The organism is Rahnella inusitata, assembly GCF_965118895.1.
In the GTDB taxonomy this organism is placed as follows: domain Bacteria; phylum Pseudomonadota; class Gammaproteobacteria; order Enterobacterales; family Enterobacteriaceae; genus Rahnella; species Rahnella inusitata_A.
The window spans coordinates 137,197-163,350 of the sequence record NZ_CBCPJJ010000022.1 but is presented as its reverse complement, the minus strand read 5'-3'; the positions used below and the strand labels follow the sequence as shown (position 1 = coordinate 163,350).

Below are 26,154 nucleotides of genomic sequence, written 5' to 3'. Positions count from 1 at the left end.
AGGAGAAAAACATGAGTCACAGCGAACTGGAAAAACGCCGTAAAGAAGCGACACCGCGCGGTGTCGGCGTCATGTGTGATTTTTACGCAGCGAAGGCTGAGAATGCCACGCTGTGGGATGAAGAGGGTAAGGAATATATTGATTTTACGGCAGGGATTGCCGTGCTGAATACCGGTCACCGCCACCCGAAAATCGTTGAAGCGATCCGAAAACAGCTCGACCTGTTTACGCACACGGCCTATCAGATCGTGCCTTATTCCAGTTATGTCACTCTGGCGGAACGTATTAACGCAATTTCACCAGTGGCCGGAAAAGTCAAAACGACCTTTTTCTCAACCGGTGCTGAAGCAGTGGAAAACGCGGTGAAAATTGCCCGAGCCGCAACCGGTCGCCCCGGCATCATCACGTTCTCCGGCGCATTTCACGGACGCACGTTACTGACCATGGCGCTCACCGGCAAAGTGGTGCCGTACAAAGTAGGTTTCGGGCCGTTCCCGTCGTCCGTTTTCCACGCGCAATTCCCGAACGCCCGACATGGCGTTAGTACAGAAATGGCGCTCGACAGCATCGAACGTATTTTCCGCAGTGACATCAGTCCGTCGCAGGTCGCCGCGATTGTCTTCGAACCTGTCCAGGGGGAGGGCGGTTTCAACATCGCACCGGATGATTTCGTCACGGCTCTGCGTGACATCTGCGACCGCCACGACATTGTACTGATCGCCGATGAAGTGCAGAGCGGCTTTGCGCGCACCGGCAAAATGTTCGCAATGGAGTACTACGGCAATGCGAAACCTGATCTTGTCACTATGGCGAAAAGCCTCGGCGGCGGTCTGCCTATTTCTGGCGTGACTGGCCGCGCTGAATTGATGGATGCGCCGGAACCGGGTGGCCTTGGCGGCACTTATGCCGGTAACCCGCTGGCCGTCGCCTCTGCGTTGGCGGTGCTGGACATTATCGACGAAGAAAAACTGTGTGAACGTGCTAATCGTCTGGGGGCAGAACTGGTCGAGGTGCTGGAAACCGCGAAAGGCAACTGTGCTGCGCTGGTGGATGTCCGCGCTCGGGGTTCGATGGTAGCCGCCGAATTTAACGATCCGACTACCGGAAGGCCTTCGCCGGAGCTGACCAAACAATATCTGCGCAAGGCGCTGGATGCCGGTTTGCTGATGCTGAGCTGTGGCGTACACGGCAACGTGATCCGCTTTCTGTATCCGCTGACTATCCCTGACGCCCAGTTCAAAGAAGCACTGGCGATTTTATCTCGCGTTCTGGCTGACTGAGGGATCTCATGCAACTGAAACATCAAATACTGCTGCGCCAGCAATGCCTGATCAATGGTGAATGGCTGGACAGCGAAAATGGCGAACGTGAAAACGTGATCAATCCGGCGACCGGTGCGGTTGTCGGCAGTGTTCCACAAATCACTACCGCGCAAACGGCGCAGGCGATTATCCATGCGGAACAGGCACAAGTGGGCTGGCGGGAGAAAACCGCCAAACAACGTGCTGCGCTGATGCAAAAATGGGCGCAACTGATGATCGAACATGCGGACGATCTGGCGGCCTTATTGACCGCAGAACAGGGCAAGCCGCTGGCGGAAGCGCGGGGCGAAATTGTTTATGCCGCCTCCTTTATAGAATGGTTTGCGGAAGAAGCTAAACGTATCGAAGGCAGCGTGCTGGCGCCGGTTCAGACGACACAGCGCATGCTGGTGCTGAAACAACCGATTGGCGTGTGCGCGGCGATCACCCCGTGGAATTTTCCGGCGGCGATGATCACCCGCAAGGCCGCGCCTGCATTGGCGGCGGGATGCGCGATGATCGTCAAACCGGCTGAACAAACGCCACTCACTGCGCTTGCCCTCGGGCAGCTGGCGATTGAAGCCGGTATTCCTGATGGCGTCCTGCAGGTGATCACCGGTTCCGCCCATGAAGTCGGTAAAGTGCTTTGCGACAGCCCGGTGGTTCGCAAGCTCAGCTTTACCGGTTCGACCGAAGTGGGACGTATCCTGATGGCACAAAGTGCGCCAACGGTGAAAAAACTCTCTTTGGAACTCGGCGGCAACGCGCCGTTTATCGTCTTTGATGATGCCAATCTGGAACGCGCGGTAGCGGGCATTATGGCATCGAAATTTCGTAACAGCGGGCAAACCTGCGTCTGCGCCAACCGTATTTATGTCCAGCAAGGCATCTATCCCGCGCTGGTAGAAAGACTGGTGGCAGAAGTAGAAAAGCTCAGTGTTGGCGAGGGTATGCAACCTGGCGTGACGCAGGGGCCACTTATTGATGATGCGGCGATTGCTAAAGTGAGCGAACACATTGCGGATGCGCTGTCTCACGGCGCAACGCTGCTGACCGGCGGGGAACAGCACGCGCTGGGCGGTACGTTCTTTCAGCCAACGGTGGTGGGGAATGTCACATCGGCGATGAAATTCGCCCGCGAAGAAACCTTCGGACCGGTCGCGCCCATCTTCCGCTTTACTGACGAAGCCGAGGCCGTGGCGATGGCCAACGACACAGAGTTCGGGCTGGCGGCATACATTTTCACGCGTGATGCGGCACGCCAGTGGCGGGTGCCTGAAGCGCTGGAATACGGGATGGTAGGCATTAACACCGGGCTGATTTCCAATGAAGTCGCGCCGTTCGGTGGCATCAAACAGTCCGGGCTGGGACGTGAGGGCTCACGTCACGGTATGGACGATTATCTGGAAATGAAATACCTGTGCATCGAGCTTGGTGAGTAAGACTCAAGATGACGGGCTGTGAAGCAGCCACTACGAATGTTTTTAATAATAGGCACGCCACGCTCTTACGGTGAATTCCGGCGGGCGTGCCGTAAAATAATTCGCTGGAGGATAGCGGGAAACACACTAAGATTCATTGGTGCTACAGCCGCTTCTATAGCTTCAGGGTAAACAGTCAAAACACCAGAACACAATTCTGGTGTTTTACTTTAAATATCGTGCAGTTAGCCCTCTTCGAGCTTGCTCAAAATATCAAATATCCATTTCATGCCAGGATCAAGCAGCCTGTCTTTACGGAAAACCACGTACAAGGGTGGCGGCCTGAATCCTAAAGAAAAATTATACGAAAGAGATTTAATGTTAAATGAAGCGCGCATTTTGCTAAATAGCATTTGTGGTACCAGACAGATCATATCTGAGATTTCAACCACTGCCAGCAAGTCGAGATAATAGCTACTACTGAAACCTATATTTCGGTTTGGAAATTGTGTTTCGACCATCTGCTTGATGTTATGTATGGCTGGCGATAGCGTGTCCAGCACAGCATGCGTTCCATTTTGGTACTCCGCTTTAGTGATGGATTTTTGAGTAAGGCAGCTATGTTGCTTTGAGCAAATAATTTCAACTGAATCAGTGAATAACTTCCTGCACTCCAGGCCGATATTGTTTAATGGAGTATAAGACAGAACGATATCCGCTTTCGAACTATCCAGAAGCAAAGTAATCGCCTCTATCGTACTGGGCAGCTCCACATGGCTGATCCCTATATCTGACAAGCTCTCATCCTCAGACTTTAGCTGCATTATGAGCGGCACTACCTGACTGGTAATATACGGCGTTGAACCAATGGTTATCAAACGCTGTCCTGCCTGGCTAACATTTAGCCTTTCTAATGCAGACGCCACTAATGCCATCCCTGGAGAGACTTTCATGTAAAGTGAATCTGCAAAAGGGGTGGGTAAAAATAACTTCTTTCGTCTAATAAATAATGCATCATCAAAGTAAAACCTGAGCTTACGCAAGTGGATAGAAACCATCGACGACGATAACTCAAGTTGTTTTGCTGTCAGAAAAATACTTTTATTTTGATAAAGTAGGGTAAAGCACCTTAGTAGATTTAAGTCTATCTGCTTGCTGCTGTCCTTTCTCATATTACCTCAATTAAGATTCACTTAACTAATTCGTCGTTGTATTAAGCAAAAATGAAAATACTCTAGATTAGTGGGTGTTACATAATTGTAAGTTAGCACAGTAAAGAGAAATTTGTACACGTTATTTAGAGTGCTTATGCAATGGAAATTTGTTTTTAATTATCTTAATTTAAAATTAAGTAATACTTCATTAAAATAAATTTTTTAAAAACAATAACTTGCTCGCTGTCGCTCATTCTCCTTCTCTTTCTCTGTTTTTTATAGGTGACTTATTTCATAAATCCATTAATATGCGAGTCACGATGTAAGGCGGCCTGATTTATTACTGTATTTGATATATGAATGCTGTCACTTTCATCAAAACAAATATCCAAGTGAATGGATGTTTCATCTATATATTAAGGAAAAAATCATGACTCTGAATAAATCTATCTTGTGTGTTGCGCTTTCTCTTGTGGCTTTCAGTCAGTCTTCTATGGCAAAAGATGGCACAATCAACTTCACAGGCGATATTGTTGAAACCCCTTGTGTTGTTGCAAGTGATAGTCAGTACCAAGATGTTAACTTGGGCCAGGTAAAATCATCTACCTTCGCTAAAGCTAAAGATACTTCAGCCTTTACTAACTTCAAAATTAATCTGGAGGAGTGCAACATTGCAACTCTGAAAACTGCAACGGTTACCTTCCGCGGCACATCTGATGTACTGGATACTGATTTGCTGGCCGTTGGCGGTGAAGCAGGTGCAGCGAAGGGTGTTGGTATTGAAATTTCCGATCAGGCTGGAAAAATTGTTTCAATGAACAAAGCCAGTGACGATACCACTCTGGTTGCAGGTCAAAATATTTTATATTTCAAAGCACGTTATAAAGCGACTGCTATCCCTGTTGTATCTGGCCATGCCAATGCACAGGCTGATTTCCAGTTAGCTTATAAATAAGTATATATCAACCGGCATCATTATTGATGCCGGTAACTCAGAGAGATTATTATGAAAAGCAATAAAATCGTAGCTGCTATTTTTCTTATGGCAGCTTCACATTCCGTATTTGCTGCTGGCGGAGTTGTTTTAGGTGCCACACGGGTAATCTACAATGCAAGCAGTAAAGAAACTTCCATTAATGTGACTAACAAAAATACGGAGCAATATTTTCTGGTGCAATCCTGGGTTGATGACAAAAATGGCAATAAGAAAGTACCTTTCGCTATTACACCCCCGCTGTTTAGATTGAATGCAAAAAATGAAAATATGCTGCGTATCATTAAAACACCGGGTGAGGTTCCTGCAGACCGTGAATCCGTGTACTGGGTAAATGTTAAGGCTATTCCGCCAGCACCTGCCGCAGGTGATAGCCAGAACGTATTACAGTTGGCCATAAAGACCCGAATCAAAATGTTTTACCGTCCGGTAGGCTTGGCAGGCAAAGTAGAAGATGCTCCTGCACAATTAAAATGGTCGCATCAGGGTAACCAGCTCATTGTTAAAAATCCGTCTGCTTATTCAGTCACCCTCGGTGAAGTGAAAATTGCAGGTAAAGATGTACCGGGAGTTGATTTGGTGTTACCGAAAGAAGAAGCCCATTACACCCTGCCTGCAGGAAGTGAAAGTGCGAGTAATGTTACCTACACCAGTATCACTGATTTTGGCGGGCTAACTCCCCCATTAACTTCACCACTTAATTGATATGCGGTAGTTATCCGGCATAGCTGATAGAGAGAAAAATGCAAGCCGTAAAAATATCTAAAAAGAGCGTGCCTGTATTGAATCGCTCTTTATCAAAAGGAAGTAATAGATATTTTAAACTAAGTGCCCTGACACTTATTATTTTATCGACACATTGCTTTGCTGACTCAAGTTTTAACCCAGCTTTTTTGGAAAACATGGGTGATGGCAGTAATGTAGCTGATTTATCAGCGTTCTCTTCCCCAACGGGTGGTCAGTTGCCAGGGAAATACACCGTTGATATTTATATCAATGGCGAAGAAACCGATCATCGGGAAGTAGAGTTCGTTGCTGATAAAAGTCAGGTCGGCACGAAAAGTAATGAACAAGCAACGGGTTTAATCCCTTGTCTGACATTAGAAGACTTAAAAGGTTACGGCCTAAAAACGGACGCTATCGAAGCTTTCAAAAAATCTACTACAGCGCAGGATGCTGCTGTAGTCGTAGCCGAAGACGTCAAAACTAAAGGCCCAACAGGCGAAGAAAAGTGTAGCAATGTTTTACTGTCAATACCTTCAGCCAAGGCAGAATTCGATTTTAATAAGCAGAAGTTAAACCTGAGTATCCCTCAGGCGCTGATTTCACGTTCTGCCAGGGGTTATGTCGATCCCAAATACTGGGATGATGGTATAACAGCTGCGCTGATAGATTATAACTTCTCCGGGGCTAACGGAACGAATAAAAGTGGGGGAGAGAGTAGCAATGACGATAGCTATTATCTTAATCTGCGTTCTGGATTAAATTTTGGAGCCTGGCGTTTACGTAATTATTCAACCTGGAACGATAATAATGGTGTCCGGGAATTCCAGAACGTTAATACCTATTTACAGCGTAACATAGTGCCGTTGAAATCCCTTTTAACATTGGGCGACAGCTATTCTCCAGCGGATATTTTTGACAGCTCGCAATTTCGTGGCGTCCAGTTGGCATCAGACGACGATATGTTACCGGATAGCCAGCAGGGATTTGCGCCAATTATTCGTGGTATTGCAAAAACCAATGCACAGGTCACCATTACTCAGAATGGTTACACTATTTATCAGAGTTATGTTTCACCGGGTGCATTTGAAATTAATGACCTCTATCCAAGTGGCGGTAGTGGTGACTTGACGGTAGTGATTAAAGAACAAGATGGCAGCCAGCAGACCTTTATCCAACCGTATGCGTCAGTTCCAATGTTGCAACGTGAGGGGCGGACTAAATACAGCCTGACCGCTGGCCAGTATCGAAATGGCTATAGTGGTTCGACACCTAAATTTGGTCAGTTTACGTTGATTCGTGGTTTCAGCCGCGGGGTGACGGCTTATGGAGGTATGCAAGGTAGCGAGAATTATACCTCGGCCGCAGTTGGGCTTGGGCAAAATCTCGGTGATTTTGGTGCAGTATCAGTCGATATTACACAAGCCAAAACTAATCTGCCGGAAGGTGAGGTCTCCAAAGGCCAGTCATACAGATTTTTGTATTCAAAATCATTCGCAGATAGCGGAACGGATTTTCGTTTACTGGGGTATCGCTATTCAACCAGCGGTTTCTACACCTTACAGGAATCCGTCGACCTCAATGATGATGCGAATACCCTGTCGTTATTTGATATCCGTACTCACAAACGCAGTCGGGTTGAAGGCTCCGTCAACCAGTCACTGCCAGAGAATTGGGGCTCATTCTATTTTTCTGCCAGCGTGCAGAATTATTGGGGGGACGATACCAAAGAGCAGACGTTGCAGTGGGGTTATAGCAATAGCTGGAAGAGTATTTCTTATAACATTGCAGTTAGCGACAGTTACGTAACCGAACAGGAACGAGATCGCCAGATTTCACTGAATGTCTCTATTCCGTTAGATAAATGGTTGAAGTCAGCGACCGTCAGTTATAACAGCACTCACGGCAGTGATGGCCGAGTGCAGCGTCAAACCAGCTTAAATGGCACGTTACTCGAAGATCGTAACCTTAATTATAACGTCAGTGAAGGGTTTGGAAATAAAGGCCAGGGAAATACCGGAAATACCTCGCTGAACTATCAGGGGAAATACGGTAATTCCAATATAGGTTACAGTTATACCACTGATTCACGACGGATTAACTATGGTCTGCAAGGGGGTGTCATTGCCCACAGCGGAGGGGTAACACTTTCACAACCTCTGGGTGAGACCGTAGCGTTAGTTGCTACACCGGGTGCAGCGGATACTAAAATCTGGAATAACAATGGCGTCAGAACTGACAGCTCAGGCTATGCCATATTGCCTTATATTACTCCTTACAGGCACAACAACGTAGGTCTGGATGCAACCAGTCTCGGTAAAAACGTCGAAATTGATGAAAGCGCCAAAGATGTTGTGCCAACCCGTGGGGCTGTGGTTCGAGCTACTTTTACCACACACGTGGGGTATCGCATGATGATGATCATGATGCGCCCTTCCGGTAAGCCAGTACCCTTCGGTACCACGGTGGCCCTGGTGGACGACAAGGTCACGGATGCCGGTATTGTGGGTGAACAAGGTGAAGCATACTTGAGTGGTCTGCCCGCTAAAGGCTCACTTAAAGCACAGTGGGGTAAAGAAGCAGATGAGCACTGTACTGTGCATTACGAGGTCAATGAAAAACAGGCCGAAGAAACTTTAATGGCTTTAGAAGGGCAGTGTATTCCCGAATAGTAGATAACGCGCCAAGCATTTAAATTCTTATATTGTAATAAATATTATTAGGATTTAAATAACTATATTTTAACTTAATCAAGGATAGGTTATGGAAAAGGATAGATAAAATATGAATTTTAAAGAAGTGGCTATCCTGTTGGGATATATGCCAATGGGCGATGTACCCAATCTACCATAGCCGCAGATAAAAATAGTTTTTCCATAAATTTTTACTTGGAAAGAAATTAACATAAAGGAAAGTTAGCATGAATTTTAAAATCGCAACCCTGATGGGATGCATACTCACTGCGTTATGTACACAATCTGCTATGGCTGCTGATTCATCGCTTAATATTAGCGGTAATGTAGTTGCTTCGCCTTGTACAGTTGATGCTGCATCAAAAAATCTTTCAATAAACCTCGGTGATGTTCAGGCGAGTACTTTAGCGGCTGCTAATGTCGGCAGTCCATGGGTGGACGGGACAATTAATTTAACCAATTGCCCAAGCACCACCAGTCAGGTTACAGCTACATTTACGGGTACTGCCGATACAAATGCGGCGTTTGCGTATAAAAATACCGGGGCGGGATCATCCCAGGCGAGTATTCATATTATGAATAAGGATCTTTCTGCTGATCTCAAAAATGGTGCCACTTTAACGCAGGCAGTCACTTCAGGTGCAGCCGCATTACCCTTTAAGGCCCGAATGTATACTTCAAAGGGTGGTGTGACGCCGGGTGTGGTCAGTGCTGCAATTTCGGTAAATTTCACCTATAAATAAATTAGCATTAAGGAATATCGGCATGACTTTTAAAAAAACTGCCACCCTGCTTGGATGCATACTCAGTGTACTATGTACCCAATCTGTTATGGCTGCAGATTCAACTATTAATATTACAGCGACTATAGTTGCTTCGCCTTGTACTGTTGATACTGCATCAAAAAATCTTTCAATAAATCTCGGTGATATTCAGGCGAGTACTTTAGCGGCTGCTAATGTCGGCAGTCCATGGGTAAACGGGACAATAAAGTTAACCAATTGCCCCAGCACCACCAGTCAGGTTGTAGCTACATTTACGGGTACTGCCGATACAAATGCGGCGTTTGCGTATAAAAATACCGGGACAGGATCATCTGCTGCGAGTGTTCATGTAATGGATGCTGCTGGCTCTGCTGATCTAAAGAATGGTGCTACTTTAACGCAGACAGTAACTTCCGGTGCAGCCGCAATACCCTTTAAGGTTCGAGTGTACACTTCAAAGGGTAGTGTGACGCCGGGTGCCATCAGTGCTGCAATTTCAGTTGCTTTCACTTACAAATAATATTACGTCAAGGAAAATAGACATGAGTTTTAATAAAACCGCCACTCTGCTGGCATGTATTCTCGGTGGGCTGTGTACTCAATCTGTCATGGCTGCAGATTCAGGGCTTAATGTTAGCGGCAATGTAGTTGCTTCACCTTGCACGGTTGATGCAGCGACTAAAACGTTGGCAATACCGCTCGGCGATGTTCAGGCTTCCGTTTTGGCTGCCGCCGCCGGTTCATCAGCGTGGACTGCACTTTATAACCTGACGCTGAGCTCATGCCCTGCAACGACCTCGACAGTCAACGCTACATTTAGCGGCACGGCAGATACTAATGATACTAATGGATATAAAAATGCAGGGAGTGGCTCAGCTGCTGTGAGTGTTCAACTGGCTAAAACTGACGGCACAACATTCCTGAAAAATGGAGCTTCTTTTGGTGATACCGCAGTGACCAGCGGGAAGGTTACTTTCCCGATTAAAGCACGCATGTACACCAAAGCTGGTTCCGTGGCGCCAGGTGCAGTCAGTGCGGCAATCTCAGTTGCTTTCACTTACAAATAAAGTTTTCAGAGGAAGAGCGGTTATGAAAACGAACAAAGTCGTATTCTTTCTGGTCTACTCAGCCGTGTTTTTTGTAATGAATATTCCGCTGATGGCATTAGCCAATGGTGATGGCGAACTGGCCATCACCGGTAGCGTATTGGCTTCTCCCTGTACCATTACACCGGATACTGTCAAGGGAGACGTCAATCTAGGTAAGGTCTATACCAATCGCCTACACAGTGCAGGCGATGCTACTGACTGGACAGCTTTTTCGCTCAATTTGACAGAATGCCCATCTACGACAACGAAAGTTGTCGTGCATTTTACAGGCACGTCAGATCCTGATTATCCTGTTTTTTTTAAAAACACAGGTACCAGTGAACGTGTCGCGATTGAAGTTGCAGATGATACTGGCACGCGGCTAAGCAACAATTCCGTGCGTAATTTAACAGTAGATTCGCAGCATCAGGCAAAAATGGATCTGAAGGGCAGGATGACATCACCGCAGGGTGAAGCCACATCGGGTAGTGTTTCAGGGGTAATGGAGTTATCTTTTGACTTCCAATAAATAAGGGGGCGAATTTGCCTCCCTTATACTATGCCCATTGAATCATATTGTTATGGGTATTTAGTATTAATTAATTCTTGATATGACCAGGCTTATTTTTGAAATAATTTTAGAGTTATCATCAGGATACATTCGTGATAGAGCGTGATGGTGCTAATAATACCATTGCTGTTATTTCCATGGATTATCTCAGTGCTATAATGAATGAAATAATCATCTTGTCACAGTGAATAAATCAAAGCTGAAATTATGAAAAAAATCATCCCTGTGTTATTTGTCAGTATGTTGTCTTTAGTGTCCAGTTCAGTCATGGCTGGTGTGCAGATGGAGGCAACCAGAGTTATTTATAACTTTGATGATAAAGAAGCTTCATTATCAATTAAAAACACCGCTGCAACGGATACATACTTAGTTCAGTCTTGGGTGGAATCTGATTCTGGTGTAAGGCCTCCGTTTACTATCGTCCCTCCTTTATTTCGTTGTGGAGGTAATGAAGAACATGCATTAAGAATTATAAAGACGGGTGATAATTTACCTAAAGATCGCGAGTCCCAATTCTGGCTGGATGTTAAAGCAATACCGAGTGTGGATGATAAGAATACAAAAAACTCTTTGCAACTGATCGTAAAGTCACGGCTTAAATTATTTTATCGTCCTAAAAGTTTAGATGGAGACCCAGAGGAGGCTTATAAAAAAATAACTTTCAGTGTTAATGGGAAAGAGCTTAAAGTGACTAATCCCACACCGTTTTATGTATCTTTTTATTCGTTGAAGTTCAATGGCGAAGAGGTAGAAGACGCAAAAATGGTACCCCCGAGAAACGCCTTATTATTAAAAGTCCCAGAAAATAAAAAAAGTACCAAAATCATAACCTGGCAAGCGATTCAAGACTCAGGTGAGAAAACACAAACCCAAGAAAAATCATTGTAAATATTGAGGCGTATTATGAATAAAATATTTATTATTTTGGCTTTATTTTTGCTCTCGGGTTTTCCTAGTGCATATGCATCAAAATGTTCTTTTGATAGCGGATATTCAGCTAATTCAACAACAATTGTTCTCCCCTCTACCGTGAGAATTCGTGGAGACCTTCCTACTAGTACTCTCTTATGGAGTTCTGGATGGATTAATGGTGGTGAAACTCACGTAACATGTACCTCCACCGGTTTTACAATGAGCGATTCGGTTACAACGGAAGTCGGATATGCAAATGCTATTAAGCTATCTTCTGCTGGATACAGCATTTATGACACAGGCATACCTGGAATAGGTATAAGAGTATACTATTCAAACAGTCATACCCTTGGCGGAAATATGCAATATCTAGATTGGCCAAGAAAATCGACTGTTGATAACTTCAATAACTATATGAATTATATTCCTGCATCGGAATATAAAGTCGAGTTCTGGAGCACGGGGGCTTATAAGAGTGGTCGCACCTCATTCCCATCTCCAATCGCCAACTTGTATTACGGTTCTTTGTTAACAAACCAGGCTACCTTCAGCAATACGACCTTTATAGCCACTATAGTAGGGTGTAATGTGGCATCTTCAGTCAATGTTGATCTTGGTAGCATAAGTAGCACCGTTTTTACTGGCGTGGGTTCAGCAAGTGCCTGGAAGGATTTCACCATTCCATTGAACTGTTACTCGGGTACGAAGATATCCACAACCATTGATGCTACCAAAGATTCTTCCGGAGCGACCTCAGTTATTAAACCAACATCCGGCACTGGGACTGCGACCGGGTTTGGGGTACAACTTTATTATTCTGGGGGAGAATCTGTGAGTTTTGGTACTAAAAAGTTATTGGTAACTTCCTCCTCAACAACTGCAAGTATTAATCTGGCTACGCGTATTTATCAGACTCAGAAAGCTATCACGGAGGGTAAGGTGAGTGCTGTGGCTTATCTGACTATGACATATGAGTAAATAACGCCCATAAACGAGTAATACTCTGCCATCATTATTAAAGTATTTTAAGATAAAGATGAGGTTGTTTTTTTGCTTGGAAAATAATGTCATACCCTATCGGAATTTATTTATGACTTACTTGATGGGTAATATAAAACGTGATGCAGAACAGCGTGTGTCACTAATATTACCCATAATCAATTATATTCATTTACATCCTGATATTTCATTGCCTTGAGCAAATCTAGAGCTTTACTATAAATGATAACGGATAGTTACAATGAAAGAAAATAACGTCATAGATAATATCGAAAGTTTAAAAGAATTTGATCTTAACCTTCTCGTGGTGTTTGAAACAATATATACCTACAAAAGTGGGATGAGAGCTGCAACCGTGCTGGGTGTCAGCCCTTCAGCCGTCAGTCAGTCTTTGCAAAAATTGCGCAATTACTTTTCGGATCCGCTCTTTGTACGTGACGGAAAGGGCGTCGCTCCTACATCGGTAGCGAGCAACCTGCATGAACAGATAGGCTTGGGGTTCGGGCGAATTGTGAATACCTTAAGTGAATTTTCGGGGCAGGAAAACTCGCGAAAATTCATTATCTATTCATCGCCCTATGCGGCGACTCGTATTCTTCCTAACATGGTCAATATACTACAACGTGAAAGGCTGGACTTTGAATTTACCCATATCAGTTCAGACGATATGATTGGCTCTACTGAGGATTTACTTAGTTACCGCAAAGCAGACATTGTTTTTGATACCAATCCGCATTACAGTTTTTCGACGGTAACGCAAGCCTATCTGCAAGACAGTGTGGCGGCAATTTGCCGGAACGATCACCCAAGGCTGGCCGATGTATTAACACCTGAAGCTGTTCAAAATGAAAAGTCGACTTTCCTGACAATAGATTCCGACATGTTACATCTGACTCAAACCCAAATAAACAGATATTACGGTGACCGTGAGTTTCTGTTTAGCAGCAGCTCTGTCATGGCGACGATGGCCATGGTGGAGAAAACGGATTGCATAGGTTATGTGCCAAGATGGTTTGCGGAAAAGGTCGCAGGAAGTTTTGATGTTCGCATTCTTCAGTCGGCAATGGTCACTGACCCTGTTGTGACCTATATGACTTACAATAAATCATCAATGTGTAATGACAACTTTAACTCCTTGATAAAAGCATTAGAACAAGCACAAAAAGACGAAATTAGAGTTGCATCAAAATAGTTCTGTAGATTATCTCCTTATTTTAAGCAACAGAATTTGTATCCTCATACTTAATTTTGTCAGTCAATATTACTGATTGTCTCGCAGGCACTACGGTTGCTGATGCGTTTAAACAGTATGGCACCACATTCCGATCATTATAAAAATATCGGTATTGTTCAGAATGCGAATGTTAAGTTAACGATTGTCTCCGGGCAAAAAAAGTCCCTGGAGATGCTGGACTGTATGACACCTCGTAAACCTTGCTTTTGCCAGGCTGTTTTATTGCCGTAAACGCGAGGAGTGCTACCACTTCCGGTTACTTACCTACTCTGGTTAATTATCTTCTTCAATAATTTGGCTTTTTCTTATAACTCCACCGATACTTAGGGACGATGAAACCTGTGTATATAAACTAGGGAGGAGTTGTGAAAGACACAAATGTTCTTGAAAATCTGCACAAACTCAAAGATTTCGATTTAAATCTGTTGAGGGTATTTGAAACAGTCTACATCAGCGGCAGTGGTGTTCGTGCCGCGGAAATTCTGGGTGTCACAGCTTCGGCGATAAGCCAGTCATTGCAAAAACTCAGAATCTTTTTTAATGATCCGCTTTTTATCCGTGAGGGGAAAGGGGTCTCTCCGACCAGTTTTGCCGACAAAATACATGAAAGCATCAGCGAAAACATCGGATTGCTTTTTGAACAATTGCTGATTTCTGAACCTGCCGCGTTCAACCAGGTGACGATTTATTGCACGCCATTTACAGCACTTCGGGTCATGCCATCACTTGCATTGGCGTTAAAAGATGCCGGTTTACACTGTGGTATAAAGCATATCAGTTCTGATGGAATGGTGGACTCTACGGAGGATGTTTTGACCTACCGTAAAGCCGATTTGGTGTTTGATTCAGCTCCCTATTATAGTTTTTCAACCATTACGGAGGTTTTCGACTCCGCTCAGGCTGTTGCCGTTTGCCGTAAAGGTCATCCACGCATCGGTGACATACTGTTACGAGAAGATATGAAAAATGAAATGTCGACCTTCTTGCTGAATGAAACGGATGCCGTGAAAAACATTCAGGTACTTATTGAAAACTTCTTCGTAAAAAGACACTTTGCCTACAGCAGTAGTTCACTTATCACTATTCTGGGTATGACAGAATCTTCAGATTATATCAGTTTTGTTCCTGACTGGTTTGCTGAGAAATTCGCAGAATGTTTTAATCTTAAAATATTAACATGTGACTTTGTTTTGCCAATAGTTGAAACCTACATGACATATCATAAAAATTTAGTGAAAAACCCGGAGCTTTCCCGTGTTGTAAAAACGATGCAGGGTTATATGCGTGGCCCTGATAAAAACATCTGATATTCATTCGACATGACTGGGCGATGCCCAGTCTAAAATATAATAAGCTTGTTGTCTCATTCCTCAGTATCCCTCCTCTTGTATTTACGAAATCACTCATTATGGTGTCGATTCATATAGTTAATGAATGTGGTGTGCGATTTTCATGCTTTCTGAATGTGTTGATTTAATGGAAGTGTTTTAGAAATAAAGATCTTGATTAAATTTTTCTAAATTACGGTTTCAGTGTGGCTAAATGTTAATTGATATTATTTGGATTATACTGATATCTCTGGAATAATACTGGTGCACATTAAATGGTGTGTCGAATGTATAATGATCAACATTGGACTATATAATGAAACGTTTTGTTCTTAAATCACTACCCGCATTCATTTTTCTCTCTGCTACGGGCTATACCACGCTGGCATCAGCTTCAGATGGTGATATTACCTTTAATGGTCAGGTAGTAGCTTCTGCGTGCACCCTTAGCGGCTTTAACGGCGGTACTTCTGCTAATGGTGCGGTGATGTCATTAGCCTCAGTAACCCCATCCTCGTTCGCTTCAGCAGGTGGTTATGCAGGTATGAAAGATTTCACAATCGATCTTAAAGATTGTGATACGACTACGGTGAAAAACGCACAGGTTTCTTTCAGCGGAACACCAGATATTATTGATAATTCAATACTTAAGAATAGCCAAACCAGCGGGCCTGCATCAGGTGTTGGTATCGCAATTCTGGAAAACGACGGTTCTACGCTGGTAGATATTAACGGGGGTACGCCTTCAAAAGCTCAGGCTCTTTCTGTCGGGAATACCTCACTTTTATTTAAGGTGGCTTATAAAGCCAATACCTCTACCCCGGCAGTGACCGCGGGTAATGTTAGCGCAAAAACGTTTGTAGATATTACTTATCAGTAATATTTGTGTTACCGGTAATTTAAGTTCTCGTATTGTTAAATAACAAAAGCAGACATATTTTGATGAAAATTCATTCTAATTTGTTAATGGTTATTATCATATGTATGTCTGCTTTTTATTCATTTAATAGTCACGCGCAAGATACTCCTGCACCAAATTCATCCGAGTCCCCTTCCTTCGATGCTGACTTTTTACGCAAAGATACTCAGACAGTCCCACAACAGTTTTATCATCCGGATCAAACAGAACCTGGTGTCAAAACGGCAGATATTGTTCTCAATGGCCGGATGTTATTTAAAACAAAAGTCGAATTTATTTCCGTAAAAGGCAGAGAAGGGGCTGTACCTTGTTTAACCCAGGCTTTATTACATCAAATGGGATTAGATCACCATCTGAATGAACTGGCAAAGAATGGCGATGAAGTTTGCTATGACCTTTCAGCCAAATGGCCGGATGCAAGAATTCAATATGACGAATCCATGCAGCAATTAGTTGTCACCGCACCTCAGGCGGCAATGAATGTTTCTACACAAACCGAGATGATTGACCCTACGCTTTGGGACAACGGGGTGAACGCCCTGAGATTAAGTTACTCCGGCTATGTCTACCATACTGAAAATCATGATACGAATACCGATCCTTCCAGCAGTGATACAGCCTATCTGAGCCTTAATTCAGGCGTAAACTTTGGCAACTGGCGTTTCTACAGTTTTGATACTTTCAACAAATCTGAAAGGGGTTGGGAGCAAAACCACGACCGTGCATATGCTGAGCGAGATGTCGCCGCTCTGGTATCCCGTTTTACCGTCGGTGATGTGTACGCAAGTACTTCAAGTGACGTCTTAGGCATTTTGCCCGTACGCGGGATGACGCTGGAAACGAATGCCCAGATGCTGCCGTCAGACACGTTCAGTTATTCACCAGTCATACGTGGCGTGGCACGCAGCAATGCGCGCGTTGTTATCCGCCAGCGTGGCAACATTATTTACAGTAAAACGGTCTCACCCGGCAGCTTTGCCATTTCGGACTTAAATAACGGGCAGATAGGCGCTGATTTAGACGTCACGGTCGAAGAGAGCGACGGTAGCCAGCAACATTTTACGGTGCCCTATACGTCGCTACCCAACATGCTGCGTCCAGGCACCTGGCGTTACAGTATCAGCGGAGGCCGTTATCGCGATAGTGGCATTTCTTATCAGCCAATGGTTGCTCAGGGAAGTTTACAGTACGGCTGGGATCAATTAACCCTCAGTGACCTGTTGGTCATGGGGGAAGGTTATCAGTCTATGGCGCTGAGCAGCGCGTTCAATATGGGCGTGCTGGGGAGTGTTTCGCTGGACTGGGCGCTGGAGCAACATCAGTCAACGAGTGATGGAAATCGGAGCAACCAGAACTACACTCAGGCTGAGAGCGTGGGAGACGGCGGCCGGGCGTTACGTCTGCTTTATGCGAGGCGGTTCGACAGCTCGGATACCTCTCTGCAAGTTATGGGATATCGCTATCAAACCCAGGATTTTATGGATTTTCCCGAATACGCGGGCTGGCGATGGGGGGATGAGGAGACGCGGTATCATCGTAAAAATGAAATTCAAACCACTGTAAATCAAGGCTTAGGCAAATTTGGCAGTGGTTATTTCACGTTACAGCAAGACAGTTATTATGACTCAAACGTGAAAGATACGTCCTTAACTATGGGGTATAGCTTCAATGTCCGGGCCGTCAATGTGAATGTGAGCTATAGCTATCAGGCTAATTCCGGAGATGACTCGTCCGCGGGCAACAGCCCTGATCGCCAGTTGTCATTGAATTTCTCTGTGCCACTGGATATGGGGGAAAAACGCAGCCGCAATCTCTCCTATAGCACCAACAGCAGTAACCATTCTGGCGGATCGCAGATGGCGACCGTATCCGGCACTGAGCTGGACAGCGCCCTGAACTATTCACTCTCGGCGCAGCACGACAGCAACGGTTATTCACCGGCGGGTTCACTGGCTTATCGCAATAGCATGGCAAATATGAATGCCAGCGCAAGTGCAAGCCAGGGCGGCAATCAGTATTCAGCCGGGATTTCGGGCGGCGTAGTGGCGTATGGACAGGGGGTCGTGCTCTCCCAGCAATTGGGAGATACCATTGCCATCATTGAAACGCCAGGGGCGGAGAACATCAGTGTGGAAGGGCAGCCGGGAGTATCGACCAATCGCTGGGGACGTGCTGTTGTACCCTCGATATCGGCTTACCGTGATAACTCATTGTCACTTGATACGCGTCACGCTGCGGATAATGTCGAACTGGTTGATGGCGGTGAAAACGTCATCCCTACCCACGGCGCTGTCGTTGTCCGCCGCTTTCAGACCAAAGTCGGGCGCCGGGCAATCGTCATGCTATCGATGCCCGACGGTAAACCGGCACCTTTTGGTGCCAGTGCATGGCAAGGCAAGGAGCAGATCGGCATGGTGGCCGATAACGGGCTGCTGTATCTCAATGGTGTTTTGGATGATGGAGATTCAGCCCTGCATTTGACAATGGAAAACAACACCCAGTGTCAGTTTATTTTACCTTTATCCAAAGACCAGTCAGAACCCTGGTATCAACAAGTTAATGCGATTTGTCGCTAACAGAGGAATGTATGAAATTGACTAACATTGCAGTGCCAGTATTGATGAGCCTTCTATTATTAACGAATGCAGCTTCAGCGGCAGTACGGCCGGCTCTGACAAGGGTTATCGCACTGGAAAGTGATAAAGAGACCTCTATTAAGTTACTCAACGACGATAAAACCCATGACTATCTGGTCCAATCCTGGGTTGAGGATCAAAAAGGTAATGATAAGAATCTGCCGGTGATCCTCACACCGCCGTTATTTAAAATCGGCGCGGGGCGCGAAGGTAAATTACGCATGGTGATTGTGCCGGGCAAAGTGCAGCAAGATCGCGAATCCGTTTACTGGCTGTGGATCCAGGAGATACCGCCGGTAAGCAAAGTCGAGGGTAATCAGCTGCAGGTCGCCGTACGAACGCGTCTGAAAGTCTTTATTCGACCTACCGCGCTAAAAGAAAGACCCGCTGATACCATTAATAAATTACAGTGGTATGTCAGCAGTCAGGATGGAAAAATCTGGCTTATCGCGAAAAATCCGACCGAATATTATGCCAGTTTCTCCGAGTTAAGTGTCACGGCCGGGGGAAAACCAATACCGTTAGCTGATAAAAACGCGATGGTTCCGGCGAAAGGTGAAACCCGTTATGCACTGCCCGCGGGTGTTGTCGGGAAAACAGGTACATTGAATTACTCTGCGATCAATGATTTTGGTGGCGAAACGCCAGTGTTGCATCAGTCTTTGAAATTTTAGCGGGCAGCAAATATGAAAAGAAAGGTCTCGGGATTTAACGTCCCTTCTTATACTGCGGCTTTCATGTTGTTCTGTATATTTCCAGCCACAACATTTGCTGCGGTTTTGCATTGTGATATTGATTCCGGAGGTGCTCAGCCTTTCTCGCCTTATACCCGGGAAAACCCTATTGCCGCCGATCAAAACATACCCGACTATTCGGTTGTGCTTTCACTGGATTACGCACAGTTTTTGCCCAATATGCGTATGACATGCACTTCTGACGGACAAGAATTTGAACCGCCAGTGGCCTTCGATGGCACGATAACCCTTAGTCTGAGTGCGGTGAATGATAAGGCACTGAACTGGACCGGCGAGGCGGATACCACAAACAACGGCATCAAGCTTAAGATGTACATTAAGGCAGTTTCAATGAATGAAGAAACTCTGCCAAACAGTTATCCACCTGCGGCAATGGCTGCGGGAAAACGCCTTGGCGTGGAGTATCCCATCATTAATGGTAAAGATGACACCACACTGGTGGAGTTCGGTGCGCAATATAACGCCGCAAAGACGCTGTACAAATACGATAATAAATATAACTTCGCCATCGAATCAATGCGCGCGGAGCTTATTAAATTTGGCTGGATGGAATACGGTTCCCAGGCGGTGATCCCGCCGGGGGCACATCTGACCTTCACTATCGACGGGCTTAGCGGCATTGCAACTGTTGATGTACCTCTTGGTTCTGGCGTCTATATCGCCGCGCCTTCCTGCTCGCTGGATAACAAACATCAGGTAGTTGATTTAGGCGGTATCCGCAAAAGCAGCAGTGGGACTTTCCCTCAGGAAGGGCCACTGACCCGTTTTGGGATGGATTTTACCTGTAGCAGCTACACCAGCAATGTAGAGTTTACCTTTGACGATGCGAATGCCGTGATTAATGGGAAAGATACTCTGGTAGTTCATGATGCGGCTGACAACAAAGCGCTCAGCGGTATCGCTGTTGAGATTTATGACAGTGAGGGAAAGGTGGTCAAAACCGGCGTGAAACAAAATCTGGGGGTGGGGCAGCAGGGTAAAAATACCGCCTCTTTCCAGGCGGCAATTGTGCAGACAGCAGCCAATGTAACGGATTCCGGGGGGAATAGTTTTACTGGTAAGATCACTGCGAAGGCTAATGTTACTATTACCTATTATTGAACGTACGGTACTTTTCTAAATGTTCTGAAGTGCGCAAATTGATTTACGTAATAAAAAGCCAATCCTAAGGGATTGGCTTTTTAACATTTCACTTAGAAGTTGACCTTGACTCCGACTATACCACTGTAACCTTCAAAGGCGTTATTGAAGGATTTTTGATATTGCCCCTCGGCATAGAGTTCACTTTCATTCGTGAACTTGTATGAAATACCCCCTCCTGTTTGCCAATAATCTTCGCTCATTTGGCTGCTTAAAGATTGGTCGGCAATCGTAACATCAGGATCCGTACCTGTGGACGTTACAGCATCAAGGGTGATGTAAGGAATAAATACCGGGTCATCTCTCATAAGACGTATACCACCTCTTGCCTCAACTGCACTTTGAGAGACTCCAGAAATAGCGCTAATATCATCACTGAAACTATCAAGATTAAGATACTGATATTTTACTTGTGCCTGGTACTCAATTTTAAAATGGTTATATAATGTGTAAGGTTTCCCTGCCTCTACAGATCCGACGATCCCATAACCCTGCTGCTGGGCATCGCTTGCACTATTGTAATGGTTACGGTAATAGCTAGCCATCGAAACAGCATCAATATATCCGCCGTTTTTTCCCATTATCGTGTAATAGCCACCGAGACTATAAATATCAGAATTGATACTCCCGGTATTAACAGACAGTAAAGGATTCACTCCCCGCGCACTATCTTCAGCATCCGTTTTCTGATTACCAATAGTTGTCATTATCCCGGCTTTGTGTTCGGTTTGCTCATTGTCTTTATTCTCATAGAGATCTATTCCAAGCTGAGCGAACCAGGTATCAGTAGAATAACTAAAACGGTTTGGATCATTGCGCTGGTGGCTGGCAGAAGTTCTGCCCCAAACATTGCTGTTGTGTGAAACTCCGTTGCCGGTTCGCTGATGATAGGTACCAATTGAATCGAAACCGTAGCGCTGATTGAGGGACGGTGCTGCTATATATCCCGCAACTTCTTGCCGCCATGGAATATCAGTGCTGGTCGGCGCAGGTGCTGGGTTTGGCACAGGTGTTGGGTCTGGCTCAGGTGCTGGGTCTGGCACAGGTGCTGGGTCTGGCACAGGTGCTGGGTCTGGCACAGGTGCTGGGTCTGGCTCAGATGTTGGGTCTGGCGCAGGCGTTGGGTGTGGCGCAGGTGCTGGGTCTGGCGCAGGCGTTGGGTCTGGCTCAGGTGTTGGGTCTGGCACAGGCGTTGGGTCGGGGGTAAATGATGAACGCAAATACCAGTCATTCGCGTCTGTTGAACTACCCTTATATAAGAGATATTCATAGGAACCCACTGCAACACGATTAGCAAGTTTCACATTACCTTGTGTCGTTCCATCTACTTGAATAATATCAATGCCGTCACCGGTCGTCAGCGCCCCAGTGCCATCAGTATTATTTACCGTTAGATTGTAATCCCCCTCCATATTTCCTGATACATGCAGAACATCACTCGCTGAGGAATCATCCCCAAGCTGGGTATTTAATATTAATTTTCCTCCTCCTGTCATGTTACCTGCAACATTGAGTGTTGAAAATTGATTACCATTGGAGAGGAAGTTTAATGTACCATTTGATGCTAAATGATTGACGGTTGAACTATCAGTTATATCCCACTGACTTGACTCATCAACGGTTACGCTATCCACCCATGTGCTACTGCCTTGCCATCTTGAGCTATCGGAGAGCATAATGTTTGACGTGTTATTGCCGTATTCATCTCGTTGAGTAATGACATCACCTTGCAAATAAGAATCACCACTCGCGGCAAGATTGACTGTACTTAATAGAGGGGATTTATTAACAATACCGGTATTTGCTTCAAGCAAAATGCCATTTCCACCAATGAGTTCAGAACTATCTTGCAGATCAATATTTATTTTTGCTCCAACCAAGGCTATTGCACTACTTTTCTCTGTGTTAAAAGTAGAGTGAGTTATTGCTAATGTTGATGTTGGATCAGATGTACTGGAACCGGCTGAAAAGATCCCATTAGCTCTCTCTCCCTGAGTTGTAAATTGACTATTAGAAATTTTAGTCGTGGTACCGTAGGAAACTCGTATAGCCGCTGAATCATCACCGACTGTCTCTACGGTAGTGCTATCTGCGATAATTTTTGAGCCATACATATTATATATGCCTGCACTGTTCACACCCTGTGTTTTAATTTTATTATTATTGAGTGTTAGTGTTCCACCTCTTGCTACCACTGCCGCCGGACTATTGATTCCGAATGTACTTAAATCAAGGTTATCGGAATGGAGCTGATATGTACTATACAACGCGTATGATTGTTCGCCATACGTTGTAATATCGCTATCCTTAAGATTCATATAACCATAATCTTCTACAGCATGACATCCTGTACCATTCGTTGATAAAGATATATTTTCAGCATTTAGATTGGCAGTGGATCCAGATACCCAAATTCCAACATAACTATCACCAGTCGCTGTAAAGGTTGAATTACTAATAGTGGTTTCACTATACGCATTGCTGTTGATTAGTAATCCCGGTGAACCTGTTCCGTGCCCGGAAATGTTACTGTTGGAAATATTAACGACTGCCTTTTTTTTCAATTTCCCTAATGCATTAATGACATTTTGTGAATAATCACTCGCCTGGTTTATTTTTGAGTTATTAATTGATACAGTAGATGACTGAGCGTTAAAGGAAGATACGCTGGTACTGTCAATTGTACTGTCATAAAAGTTTACAACTGACCCATTCATGGCTGTAACAACAGAACTCAAAGACGAATCTGATGTGTCAACAATATTTATTCCGCGACCAGTAATCTTTGAACCATCTCCATCAGCGATGATGGTGTCTGTATCACCACCCTTAGTATTTACAGTTACGGTATTTAAATTAATTGTCCCACCGATTTTGGCATAGATTGCCTGACCGTTAGCCGATGTGATTTCACCATTAACGAAATTTATATTGCCGTTGTTTAGTGCGTAAAGTGCAACATCGTTCTTGCCGGTAATAGAGAGATTGCTATTGTTGAGAATGGCATCACTATTATAATCGGTAACTTTTACTGCAACCTGATTGGGTTGGTCGATAGAAATTGATGCACCCTCAAAAGTCCCGGTTTCACCGTCTACCAAAGAGATAGGATCCTGAGCACCGGAGTAACTGGCTGGGAACATAAGACCGTATAAGATACTGGTAAGTAATTTTTTTCTAGAAGGTTTAATCACGGAGACACTCCTTGTCCAATTATTGGAAGGACGGCAAAAAATAAAGTTGACCATAAGAATCTATTAAACCAGAAAATGAATGTTTAAACATAAGCTGAATGTAAATTCATTTTAATAACTCACGTTGTTTTGATCTATTTAATTTCAAATCAATAGGTTATGATAATTAATTGAAAATGAACTTACACTTTAGCTATTCTTAATTTATATAAGGTCTTAAACGTAAAAGATATTTGGCCTAAGGTTTTTTTTGCAGCCATCATTCATTGCCGCCGATATCAGCAGCGAATAGCGAGTTATCAGTGGCGCAGGACTCGATATTCACCTGATCGCACATGTACGGGTAGATGTAATCACGGCCAATGCCGAAAGTGCCCAGACCGGCTCGGTTCGCAAGGCGAGGCAAGTTGCGCCCGTCTTCCGCTTTACTGACGAGCGGAGACCGTTGCGATGGCCAACGATACCAAGTTCGGGCTGGCGGCGTAAATTTTCACACCTGATGCGACGCGCCACGTTCCCTTGTGCGCAGGGATACAAACCAGTAGTGCAAAGAGGGTTGTAACTGAAAAATTAAAAAATGATCGGATAATGTAAAAGCACGGATTCTTTTAATCGACAACCCCCAACATACGAAAAGGCATGGTCTTATCTTCTTATGATGGTTTTCTAAAAAATGAGTATTATCAATAAATAGCAGAATAAATAATGAGATTTTTTATCTGTCTCGTTTATATTCATCTGTGTTGATTTTTTCAACCAGAAATATTTATAGGATAATAGCAATCCCATTAATTATTTATCTGTATGTGTTAGTAATATTACTAATAAATAAGATTTGTGATCGGCGTGTTTAGTGTAAAGGGAGGTAAAATGTCTATTCAGGAGCTAAGAAGTTTTCGCTGTCGACAGTTTGAATTACAAACTCAGGGCGGGTTTTGTTGTGGGATTAGTGTAGCGCTTGCGACACATCTTCTTGAATGTGGCGAAGGGTTTTCACACCCCCTTAGCGCGGTACATGTCTTCGATTATGTACAAGAATATATGGGAGCTGTTCGTGTGTCGGGGAATATTTTGGAAGATACGACCACGCCAGGATTTCAGCATTTTCGTCAAAGGATTTTTAATCTTCAATCACGACATAGGATTATTAAAAATCCTATGAAGCCATTCGTGAGAGGATGCGGAGTGGTTTTGCTGGCTTTATCTGTGGCGAAAACTCGCGGGCGTGGTAATAATTGTGCTTACCTAAAAAGCCCAGACTATTATCCGAAGAATCACATGGGAATAGCATTTTATGGTACAGGAGATGAAATATTTATTTTCGACCCTAATACGGGAGGAATGATTATCCGCTGGAACGAAGATAGTATTACACCTACGGTGATTCATGCCCTTGATTGTGCGTTGCTGAGAATGTACAAAATGTATGACCGCATGCAAGGTATTCGCACGGCGAATGTCGTGATGCCACAAATGATAGCTGACAACTATTTACCGTTTGGGGATTATACATAACAGCCATTTCAAATGACTCATGTTTAAGTCTTTAAGGGATGTTTATGATAAAGGAATGTAAAAATGTCTATTCAGGCGCTTAATCGCTTTCGTTGTCGTCAGTATGAATTACAAACTCAGGGTGGGTTTTGTTGTGGGCTGAGTATAGCATTGGCAGTACATCTCACTGAATGTGCAGAAGGTTTGTCACTCCCACTGACACCGCTTCAGGCGTATAAATATATAAAAGAGTATATGGGCGCGGTTCGTATGTCCGGTAATATTTTGGAAGATACGACTACGCCCGGATTTCAGACTTTCCGTCAAAGAATTTTTAATCTGCACTCCCGATATACCTGCACTATTTTTCCTGAAAAGCCATTTGTGAAAGGGTGCGGTGTAGTATTGCTGGTTTTATCGGTGGGAGATACCTGCAAACGTACTGATAATTGTGCATTCTTAAAAAACAGCTTTTATCCAATGAATCATGAGGGGATAGCTTTCTACGGTACCGGGGATGAAATCTTTATTTTTGATCCTAATGCGGGCGGAATGATTATCCGCTGGAACGAGGATTGCTTTACGCCTACGGCGATTCATGCCGTTGATTGTGCGTTGCAGAAAATGTACAAAATGCACGACCGTATGCAAGGTGCTCGCACGGCGAATGTTGTGCGCACGGAAATGATTGCTAAAAATGCTATGCCTTATGGGGATTGTATATAACAGCAATTTCAAATGACGAATATTCAGTTTTTTAGGAAAACCTATACTGCTGGTTGCCCACGAAAACATCGTCATGAGTTGAAAACAAAAAGGGCGCCAGATTCACAC

General features: G+C 44.5%; 21 protein-coding genes and 1 pseudogene. 19 read left to right on the top strand and 3 right to left on the bottom strand.

What is annotated here, in order from left to right; all coding sequences use genetic code 11:
* Nucleotides 1–11 precede the first annotated feature (11 nt).
* Nucleotides 12–1,280: a 4-aminobutyrate--2-oxoglutarate transaminase gene (locus ACMHLI_RS18690; RefSeq protein ID WP_413530766.1), complete on the top strand. Its 1,269-nt coding sequence runs from the start codon at nucleotides 12–14 to the stop codon at nucleotides 1,278–1,280.
* 8 nt (nucleotides 1,281–1,288) lie between these two features.
* Nucleotides 1,289–2,743 carry an NAD-dependent succinate-semialdehyde dehydrogenase gene (locus ACMHLI_RS18685; protein ID WP_413530765.1) on the top strand — a complete coding sequence of 485 codons (1,455 nt, stop codon included), beginning with the start codon at nucleotides 1,289–1,291 and terminating at the stop codon, nucleotides 2,741–2,743.
* A 224-nt stretch (nucleotides 2,744–2,967) separates the two neighbouring features.
* Here ACMHLI_RS18685 and ACMHLI_RS18680 read toward each other — a convergent pair whose 3' ends face one another.
* Nucleotides 2,968–3,894 (bottom strand): LysR substrate-binding domain-containing protein, encoded by a 927-nt coding sequence (locus ACMHLI_RS18680; protein ID WP_413530764.1) that lies wholly within the window; start codon nucleotides 3,892–3,894, stop codon nucleotides 2,968–2,970.
* Nucleotides 3,895–4,306: 412 nt separating this feature from the next.
* Between ACMHLI_RS18680 and ACMHLI_RS18675 the strand changes: the two genes are divergently transcribed.
* The 15 genes from ACMHLI_RS18675 (at nucleotide 4,307) to ACMHLI_RS18605 (ending at nucleotide 20,593) form a co-directional block, all read left to right on the top strand.
* Nucleotides 4,307–4,831: a fimbrial protein gene (locus ACMHLI_RS18675; RefSeq protein ID WP_413530763.1), complete on the top strand. Its 525-nt coding sequence runs from the start codon at nucleotides 4,307–4,309 to the stop codon at nucleotides 4,829–4,831.
* Between the two features lie 51 nt (nucleotides 4,832–4,882).
* Complete coding sequence (locus ACMHLI_RS18670) at nucleotides 4,883–5,575, top strand: molecular chaperone (RefSeq protein WP_413530762.1); 693 nt, start codon at nucleotides 4,883–4,885, stop codon at nucleotides 5,573–5,575.
* Between the two features lie 38 nt (nucleotides 5,576–5,613).
* Nucleotides 5,614–8,265, top strand: coding sequence for a fimbria/pilus outer membrane usher protein (locus tag ACMHLI_RS18665; RefSeq protein ID WP_413530761.1), 2,652 nt, complete (start codon nucleotides 5,614–5,616; stop codon nucleotides 8,263–8,265).
* A 248-nt stretch (nucleotides 8,266–8,513) separates the two neighbouring features.
* Nucleotides 8,514–9,029, top strand: coding sequence for a fimbrial protein (locus ACMHLI_RS18660; RefSeq protein ID WP_413530760.1), 516 nt, complete (start codon nucleotides 8,514–8,516; stop codon nucleotides 9,027–9,029).
* A gap of 22 nt (nucleotides 9,030–9,051) precedes the next feature.
* The gene (locus ACMHLI_RS18655; protein ID WP_413530759.1) at nucleotides 9,052–9,570 is read left to right on the top strand and encodes a fimbrial protein; all 519 of its coding nucleotides are present in this window, start codon (nucleotides 9,052–9,054) and stop codon (nucleotides 9,568–9,570) included.
* Nucleotides 9,571–9,592: 22 nt separating this feature from the next.
* Nucleotides 9,593–10,117, top strand: a complete 525-nt coding sequence (locus tag ACMHLI_RS18650) for a fimbrial protein (protein WP_413530758.1) — start codon at nucleotides 9,593–9,595, stop codon at nucleotides 10,115–10,117.
* 22 nt (nucleotides 10,118–10,139) lie between these two features.
* On the top strand, nucleotides 10,140–10,667 hold the full coding sequence (locus tag ACMHLI_RS18645; RefSeq protein ID WP_413530757.1) for a fimbrial protein: 528 nt from the start codon (nucleotides 10,140–10,142) through the stop codon (nucleotides 10,665–10,667).
* Nucleotides 10,668–10,916: 249 nt separating this feature from the next.
* Nucleotides 10,917–11,597 (top strand): molecular chaperone, encoded by a 681-nt coding sequence (locus ACMHLI_RS18640; RefSeq protein WP_413530756.1) that lies wholly within the window; start codon nucleotides 10,917–10,919, stop codon nucleotides 11,595–11,597.
* A gap of 15 nt (nucleotides 11,598–11,612) precedes the next feature.
* Nucleotides 11,613–12,599, top strand: a complete 987-nt coding sequence (locus tag ACMHLI_RS18635) for a fimbrial protein (RefSeq protein ID WP_413530755.1) — start codon at nucleotides 11,613–11,615, stop codon at nucleotides 12,597–12,599.
* A gap of 262 nt (nucleotides 12,600–12,861) precedes the next feature.
* Nucleotides 12,862–13,812: a LysR family transcriptional regulator gene (locus ACMHLI_RS18630; protein ID WP_413530754.1), complete on the top strand. Its 951-nt coding sequence runs from the start codon at nucleotides 12,862–12,864 to the stop codon at nucleotides 13,810–13,812.
* A 407-nt stretch (nucleotides 13,813–14,219) separates the two neighbouring features.
* Nucleotides 14,220–15,161 (top strand): LysR family transcriptional regulator, encoded by a 942-nt coding sequence (locus ACMHLI_RS18625; protein ID WP_413530753.1) that lies wholly within the window; start codon nucleotides 14,220–14,222, stop codon nucleotides 15,159–15,161.
* Between the two features lie 337 nt (nucleotides 15,162–15,498).
* Nucleotides 15,499–16,062: a fimbrial protein gene (locus tag ACMHLI_RS18620; protein ID WP_413530752.1), complete on the top strand. Its 564-nt coding sequence runs from the start codon at nucleotides 15,499–15,501 to the stop codon at nucleotides 16,060–16,062.
* Nucleotides 16,063–16,124: 62 nt separating this feature from the next.
* Nucleotides 16,125–18,677 carry a fimbria/pilus outer membrane usher protein gene (locus tag ACMHLI_RS18615; RefSeq protein ID WP_413530751.1) on the top strand — a complete coding sequence of 851 codons (2,553 nt, stop codon included), beginning with the start codon at nucleotides 16,125–16,127 and terminating at the stop codon, nucleotides 18,675–18,677.
* An 11-nt stretch (nucleotides 18,678–18,688) separates the two neighbouring features.
* Nucleotides 18,689–19,411 carry a molecular chaperone gene (locus ACMHLI_RS18610; protein WP_413530750.1) on the top strand — a complete coding sequence of 241 codons (723 nt, stop codon included), beginning with the start codon at nucleotides 18,689–18,691 and terminating at the stop codon, nucleotides 19,409–19,411.
* A gap of 12 nt (nucleotides 19,412–19,423) precedes the next feature.
* Entirely contained in the window at nucleotides 19,424–20,593 is a 1,170-nt protein-coding gene (locus tag ACMHLI_RS18605; protein ID WP_413530749.1) for a fimbrial protein, read from the top strand.
* A 92-nt stretch (nucleotides 20,594–20,685) separates the two neighbouring features.
* Here the strand turns inward: ACMHLI_RS18605 and ACMHLI_RS18600 are convergent, their stop codons facing one another.
* The gene (locus tag ACMHLI_RS18600; RefSeq protein WP_413530748.1) at nucleotides 20,686–23,826 is read right to left on the bottom strand and encodes an autotransporter outer membrane beta-barrel domain-containing protein; all 3,141 of its coding nucleotides are present in this window, start codon (nucleotides 23,824–23,826) and stop codon (nucleotides 20,686–20,688) included.
* A 265-nt stretch (nucleotides 23,827–24,091) separates the two neighbouring features.
* Nucleotides 24,092–24,214: pseudogene (locus tag ACMHLI_RS18595) on the bottom strand (hypothetical protein); the annotation flags it as partial.
* A gap of 482 nt (nucleotides 24,215–24,696) precedes the next feature.
* On the opposite strand from ACMHLI_RS18595, the gene ACMHLI_RS18590 reads away from it, so the two are divergent.
* Nucleotides 24,697–25,341 (top strand): hypothetical protein, encoded by a 645-nt coding sequence (locus ACMHLI_RS18590; RefSeq protein WP_413530747.1) that lies wholly within the window; start codon nucleotides 24,697–24,699, stop codon nucleotides 25,339–25,341.
* A 63-nt stretch (nucleotides 25,342–25,404) separates the two neighbouring features.
* A complete protein-coding gene (locus ACMHLI_RS18585; protein ID WP_413530746.1) occupies nucleotides 25,405–26,046 on the top strand; it encodes a hypothetical protein in 642 nt (213 codons plus the stop codon).
* Nucleotides 26,047–26,154: the final 108 nt, after the last annotated feature.

Coding starts and splice junctions, on each gene's coding strand:
- ACMHLI_RS18655 (WP_413530759.1), top strand. CDS start 9,052: ATGACTTTTAAAAAAACTGCCACCCTGCTTGGATGCATACTCAGTGTA.
- ACMHLI_RS18670 (WP_413530762.1), top strand. CDS start 4,883: ATGAAAAGCAATAAAATCGTAGCTGCTATTTTTCTTATGGCAGCTTCA.
- ACMHLI_RS18650 (WP_413530758.1), top strand. CDS start 9,593: ATGAGTTTTAATAAAACCGCCACTCTGCTGGCATGTATTCTCGGTGGG.
- ACMHLI_RS18590 (WP_413530747.1), top strand. CDS start 24,697: ATGTCTATTCAGGAGCTAAGAAGTTTTCGCTGTCGACAGTTTGAATTA.
- ACMHLI_RS18620 (WP_413530752.1), top strand. CDS start 15,499: ATGAAACGTTTTGTTCTTAAATCACTACCCGCATTCATTTTTCTCTCT.
- ACMHLI_RS18615 (WP_413530751.1), top strand. CDS start 16,125: ATGAAAATTCATTCTAATTTGTTAATGGTTATTATCATATGTATGTCT.
- ACMHLI_RS18605 (WP_413530749.1), top strand. CDS start 19,424: ATGAAAAGAAAGGTCTCGGGATTTAACGTCCCTTCTTATACTGCGGCT.
- ACMHLI_RS18680 (WP_413530764.1), bottom strand. CDS start 3,894: ATGAGAAAGGACAGCAGCAAGCAGATAGACTTAAATCTACTAAGGTGC.
- ACMHLI_RS18585 (WP_413530746.1), top strand. CDS start 25,405: ATGTCTATTCAGGCGCTTAATCGCTTTCGTTGTCGTCAGTATGAATTA.
- ACMHLI_RS18640 (WP_413530756.1), top strand. CDS start 10,917: ATGAAAAAAATCATCCCTGTGTTATTTGTCAGTATGTTGTCTTTAGTG.
- ACMHLI_RS18610 (WP_413530750.1), top strand. CDS start 18,689: ATGAAATTGACTAACATTGCAGTGCCAGTATTGATGAGCCTTCTATTA.
- ACMHLI_RS18635 (WP_413530755.1), top strand. CDS start 11,613: ATGAATAAAATATTTATTATTTTGGCTTTATTTTTGCTCTCGGGTTTT.
- ACMHLI_RS18665 (WP_413530761.1), top strand. CDS start 5,614: ATGCAAGCCGTAAAAATATCTAAAAAGAGCGTGCCTGTATTGAATCGC.
- ACMHLI_RS18690 (WP_413530766.1), top strand. CDS start 12: ATGAGTCACAGCGAACTGGAAAAACGCCGTAAAGAAGCGACACCGCGC.
- ACMHLI_RS18685 (WP_413530765.1), top strand. CDS start 1,289: ATGCAACTGAAACATCAAATACTGCTGCGCCAGCAATGCCTGATCAAT.
- ACMHLI_RS18630 (WP_413530754.1), top strand. CDS start 12,862: ATGAAAGAAAATAACGTCATAGATAATATCGAAAGTTTAAAAGAATTT.
- ACMHLI_RS18660 (WP_413530760.1), top strand. CDS start 8,514: ATGAATTTTAAAATCGCAACCCTGATGGGATGCATACTCACTGCGTTA.
- ACMHLI_RS18645 (WP_413530757.1), top strand. CDS start 10,140: ATGAAAACGAACAAAGTCGTATTCTTTCTGGTCTACTCAGCCGTGTTT.
- ACMHLI_RS18675 (WP_413530763.1), top strand. CDS start 4,307: ATGACTCTGAATAAATCTATCTTGTGTGTTGCGCTTTCTCTTGTGGCT.